We start from the raw sequence: 5278 nt of genomic DNA, 5'->3' as shown, positions 1-5278 counted from the left end.
CGCCTATCATCCGAATAGCCCCGGGACGGATCAGGCTGCGCTTGGCTCTACGCCGACTAGCGGGTACCCTGGCGGCGCTGGTGAATTCGATCCGCTCACGGGGCAGCGCCTATCTGATCAGCCGCGCTCGCTCGGTACGCCACAGGGTGCTGTCTCGCCTGCAGGCGCGGCCGCAGCGACCGGCGCATCCTCGGGTCTGGGCGGTGGCAGCGTCTTGGAGAAGTTCCGCCAGGGCGTCAGCGCCGGCAACCCGGATATCGGCAACCTGCTGTTTCACCTCGGCATCGGCATCGCGAGCAACCGCGGCATCGGGCCGGGTGTCGCGGCCGGTCTGCAAAGCTACGGGGCCAGCCAGTCGGGGTCGCTCAAGGGCCAGCTTGAGCAGATCAAGTTCATGCAGGAGCAGCAGGGCGAGCAGGACACCTACAATCACCTCACCCAGAACCTGAAGCTCGACCCGACCGCGGCCCGGGCGGCGATGCGTAACCCAACCCTGCTGTCGAACGTGCTGGCGCAGTCCAAGCCGAACCTGCAGACCATCGGCGGGCAGATTTACGACCTGAACAAGAACGGCGGCGTGCCGGGTCAGGGCAACCTGGTCGGACCGGCGAGTGGACCGCCGGCCGGCTACCGGATGGGTGCAGACGGACAGAGCCTGGAGTTCATCCCAGGCGGCGAGGCCGACCCTGCCGTGAAGGAGCGCAACGCCAAGGCGGTCGCCACCGACAAGGAGCAGACCCCGCTCCTCGACATCGACGCCCGGCGCAAGGTCGGCATCCCCGACAACGACACCCGGGCGGCCTGGGCCGACCCGAACGGCAAGGTCACGTTCAACGATGGCCCGCCGCCTCTCGCAGCCCGGCCGGGGCAGACCTTTTACGATCGCGGCACGCTCAAGCCGATCCTCACGGCCCCGGCGGCCAAACCGGACGGGTTCGACACGGAGACCAAGCTGCGGAGCGAGTTCCGCAAGGATGTCGGTAGCTTCCCGGACGTGCACGACGGCTACAGCCGGCTGATCGCGGCCACGAAGCAGCGCGAGGCCAACCCCGGCTCTGTGTCGCCCGCCTCCGACATCTCCCTGGTGTTCGGCTACATGAAGATGCTGGACCCCGGCTCGGTGGTTCGTGAGGGCGAGTACGCCACGGCCAAGAACGCCGCCGGCGTCCCCGAGCGGGTGCTGAACGCCTACAACAAGGCGCTGACCGGCGAATTCCTATCCGACACGCAGCGCAGGGATTTCCTGGGGCAGGCATCCGAGCTGTACGGCGCCGCCCGCAAGACCGCCGAGGGCGTAGCCGAACGGTATCGTGGCCTCGCCACGCAGTACGGCGTCGAGCCCAGCCGATCGGTTTATCTGCCGGAGGCCCTGACCCCGCCGAAGCTCGGCCAGCAGAGTCAGGCGCCGACCGGCGGCGCGGCGGCCCGCTACCAGTCGCTGATCCAGGGCGGCATGTCGAAGGCCGACGCCTTCGCGCAGATGCACAAGGAGGGCCTGTAGATGGCCGGCGGCATCACGTTCGACCCGGCCGAGTTCGAGGCCTTCAAGCAAGGCGCCGGTGGCCCCGCCGCGGCTCCGGTTGCACCAGTCGGGTTCGACCCCGCGGAATTCGCGGCCTTCAAGGCGCAGCAGACCGGCACCGATACCGGCCGCGAGACGGGGGCAATGAACGCCGGCGCTCGTGGCCTTGTCGATGGCATCCCGGTCGCCGGCCCGTACATCCTCGGCGGGATCGACCGCGCCGACGCGGCCCTGCGCGCCTACCAGGGCGGCACCAGCTACGGCGACGAGTTGGCGAAGGCCCAGGCCTACGGCGACGACGTGAAGGCCGCGCACCCCTACGCTAACACGGCGGGTGAGGTGGCCGGTGGCATCGTCGGCACGGCGCCCTTGATCGCAGTGGCTCCGGCGGCGTTCGGGGCGGGCACTGGTGGCCTTGTCGGTCGGTCGCTGATCTCGGCGGCCAGCGGGTCCGGGCTCGGTGCTGCGGACTCCGCTGTCCGGAGCGGGGGTGATTTAGACCAGACCCGTCGCGGCGCGCTCGCAGGCGCCGCATTCGGTGGCGTGGCCCCCGCTGCCGGTGCCGCCCTCGGCGCAGGCGTCCGGAATTTCTACGAGATGATCGGCTCGCGGCTCGGTCCGTCGAGTGGCTTCAGCCCTGCTGCGACGCGCGTGCTCGCCGAGGACGCGGGCAATTCCGGCGGTGTCGCTCCGATCCGCTCTCGCATGGGCGAACTCGGATCCGACGCCATGCTGCTCGACGCCTCGCCCTCGTTCCAGGGTCAGGCCCAGGGCCTCGCGGTCCGGCCGGAAACTCGGGAGGCCGTGACAACGCCAATCGTGGCCCGAGCCGGCGGTATGACCGATCGGCTGGCCAACGACATCAACGGCGCGTTCGGTCCTGCAGTCAGCCCGCAGGCCGCCACCAACACCTTCGCGGCGATGCGCCAGGTGCCGAACCAAGCCATCGGCGATGCGGTGCGGGGTGCCGGCCCGATCGACACGACGGACGTGCTGGCGAACCTCGCGGACCGCCTGCGCACCGCCGAGGGGCCGCAGCGCGCCGCGCTGACTCAGGCCCGCAACATGCTGATGACCGAGCACCCGGTGACCGGCGCCCCAATCCCGCAGACCAGCGCCGAGAACCTGCAGAACGCCAAGGTGGCGCTGTCCGGCATGATGGAGCACGGCAACGAGTCGCTGGGCGTGCCGCGCGGATCCGTGGCGCAGCGGGAGGGCGGGCTCGGCGCGACTGTGTCCGACCTCAATCGAGCCCTGCGCGATCAGGTGCCGAACTACGGCGCAGCCAACGACGTGTCGGCGGCCGTCGCCCGCCGCATGGAAGCGGTCGACCAGGGTTCGCAGCTCCTCCGGTCAGGTCAGGGCGCCACGCCGCCGGCCGACCTCGCCCGTCAGCTCGCCAGCATGAGCCAGGGCGAGCGGGACGCCATGGCGATCGGCACCCGTGGAGCGATCGACCAGGCCGTCGGCACTCGGCGCAACGACCTCGTTGCGATGCAGAACCTTCTGCAGGGCGAGGGCGGCTGGAACACCGCCAACCTCGCCCAGCTTCACGGACAGGCCCCAGTCGACCGCGTGGTCGGCGCGGTGAACCGGGAGGCCGCCTTCGATCAGGCCAACCGCCGGATCGTCGAGGGCTCGCAGACTGCGCAGCGCAGTCAGGCGGCTGACCGGGTGGCGCCGCGCACGACGCTGGGCAACGACATCGGCGGCACGGTCGCCGGCGCGATCGGTGGTCCGCAGGGCTGGGCGCTCGCGCAGGCCGGCCGTGTTGCCCGCGCCGGTGTGAATGCGGCCGGGCAGGCGGCCGATGTCGCCCGCAACCGTCAGCTCGCGGAAGCTGTGACGCTGAACCAGGGCGACCGGCTCGACCTGCTGCTGAACGCCCTCGAAGCACGCGGCCGGGTGCAGGAGCGGGCGGCGGCTTTTGGAAACGTCGCGGCTCGCGGCGGACAGGCGGTGCTGCTGTCACAGGCAGATCGGGCTCGGCCCTACCTGCCGACGGCTTTGCCCGCCCTGCCGACCTTCTCGCGGTAGAGGAGCACGCCGCCTGTGATCCAGAGCAGCACGAGCCCGATCCAGACTCCAGAACTGCCGATGTGTTGGACGAGCCAAGCGTCGACCGTTGGTGTGCTCGCGCTCACGCCCCACCCGATCGCCGTCATGACGATGGCGAACAGGACGAAGGTCGTCAGGATCTCAGCCGTGCGGCGCATGGGTAAGAATGTGGCCCCGCCTCGGCGTTCTGTCGATAGCGGCTCAGCTTGCGAGAATTGGCCCAGGACAGCCCGTCGTCCGAACCCGCATACCGGCAGCCAGAATTCAGCGACAGCCGCCAGAGACCTTTATTTCGCACTGATGGGGCATTTTGCATGTCGATAGGCTTCGGCTCTCTGCCCTCGTTCGCGGGCGGCGACGACCAGAACCCTCTGAGCCCCGTTCTGCAGCAGTTCCTCCAGCAGCAGCAGTCCGCGCAGGCTCCGGCCCAGGCGCCGGCGATGGCCGCCCAGGACGTGCCCGCAGCCACGCCTCCGGGTTACTCAGGCTTCACGCCCCAGACGCCCCCGACCGGGGCACCGACGCCTGTGGTTCAGCCCGGTGCCACTGCGGCCGGTACGGGGCTGTTGTCCATGATGGGGCCAAACAGCGCCGAGGCAGCGACGCCGGATCCCGGCGACATTCGGAGCCGGTTCATTTCAACGTTGCAGCAGGGCGGCTTGACCAACCCGAACGGCCTCGGGGCGGTCGCCGCCTACGCTCAGCACGAGTCGAAATACAGCCCGAGCAACATCACCGGCTCGTGGTCGGATCCGAGCGAGAGCGGGCAGGCTGGCCAGTCCGGTGGGATCCTGTCGTGGCGGGCCGATCGCCTCGCCAACATGAAGGCGTTCACGCAGGGCGCAGCCGACCCGGTGACGGCACAGGCCAACTTCCTACTGCAGGAGAACCCGCAGCTCACGGCGGCCCTGCAGAATGCTCGGAGTCCGCAGGAAGCCCACGCCCTGATGGCGGACGCCTGGAAGTTCGCGGGCTATGATCGCCCCGGCGCTGAGAACGCCGCCCGGCTGGCGACGACACAGGCCTATGCGAACAGCTTCGCGGGCGGGCAGGCGATGCCAGGCACGGGCTCCTCGTCACAGATGTCGCCCGGGCTCGCCCGTCCGGCTGGCGCCTCGATGGGCTCGACGGCTGGGGCGGGTGCGTTCGGGCTTGGCGGAATTCAGGCGCAGGGCGCCCCCGTCCCAGGCCAGTCTTCGCCGACGCCCGACGTCGCGTCCCTGTCCGGCCAGCCGTTGACCGCCACCGGCACGCAAGATCAGCAGCAGCCCAGCCCCTACGGCAACATCGCCTCGGCGCTGAAGGCCGTCGCGGCAGGGCAGCAGAAACAAGCGCAGGGCGGCGGCGGCGCGATGAGGGCGCCGGAGGTCGGTGGCCGGCCGATCTCGCTGCAGCAGGCGCGGGCCATGTTCGACCCGGGGACGTTTTACGGGATGCTGCGCGGTGCGGGAGTGAGAGGCCAGGTTCGTGGATCGTAGGTCTGGCCGTGCTGGGCGGGCATGAGCTCAAGATGGCTGGTGCGGACTAAGCTGTCGAGGGATGATCAATCCTCCAGCGGTATCTCCTCCTCGTTCGGCTTCTGCTGCTCGACCTTGGGTTTGGCAGTCGGCTTGCGCCGATCGAACTGTGCAGGGCGTATCAAGTCTCGATAAGCGGGCGCATGCGTTCGGAGTGGTGTGTGACTGGCATGGAGGGCCG

General features: G+C 69.8%; 4 protein-coding genes. 3 read left to right on the top strand and 1 reads right to left on the bottom strand.

The window, feature by feature from the left end:
• A partial coding sequence (locus OXS49_RS32425; protein WP_267428631.1) for a hypothetical protein occupies positions 1-1501 on the top strand: 1501 nt, incomplete at its 5' end.
• Entirely contained in the window at positions 1502-3559 is a 2058-nt protein-coding gene (locus OXS49_RS32420; RefSeq protein ID WP_267428630.1) for a hypothetical protein, read from the top strand.
• On the opposite strand, the gene OXS49_RS32415 is transcribed toward OXS49_RS32420, so the two are convergent.
• Positions 3514-3738: a hypothetical protein gene (locus OXS49_RS32415; protein ID WP_267428629.1), complete on the bottom strand. Its 225-nt coding sequence runs from the start codon at positions 3736-3738 to the stop codon at positions 3514-3516. The genes OXS49_RS32420 and OXS49_RS32415 overlap by 46 nt on opposite strands.
• 156 nt (positions 3739-3894) lie before the next feature.
• Between OXS49_RS32415 and OXS49_RS32410 the strand changes: the two genes are divergently transcribed.
• On the top strand, positions 3895-5058 hold the full coding sequence (locus OXS49_RS32410; RefSeq protein WP_267428628.1) for a hypothetical protein: 1164 nt from the start codon (positions 3895-3897) through the stop codon (positions 5056-5058).
• The last annotated feature ends 220 nt before the right edge of the window (positions 5059-5278 follow it).

This window comes from Methylobacterium sp. GC_Met_2, from assembly GCF_026540795.1.
In the GTDB taxonomy this organism is placed as follows: domain Bacteria; phylum Pseudomonadota; class Alphaproteobacteria; order Rhizobiales; family Beijerinckiaceae; genus Methylobacterium.
The sequence above is the reverse complement of the archived record's forward strand: the minus strand, read 5'-3'. Positions and strand labels throughout refer to the sequence as shown.

Excerpts from the sequence above, each read along its gene's own strand:
- OXS49_RS32415 (WP_267428629.1), bottom strand. The coding sequence starts at position 3,738 with ATGCGCCGCACGGCTGAGATCCTGACGACCTTCGTCCTGTTCGCCATC.
- OXS49_RS32410 (WP_267428628.1), top strand. The coding sequence starts at position 3,895 with ATGTCGATAGGCTTCGGCTCTCTGCCCTCGTTCGCGGGCGGCGACGAC.
- OXS49_RS32420 (WP_267428630.1), top strand. The coding sequence starts at position 1,502 with ATGGCCGGCGGCATCACGTTCGACCCGGCCGAGTTCGAGGCCTTCAAG.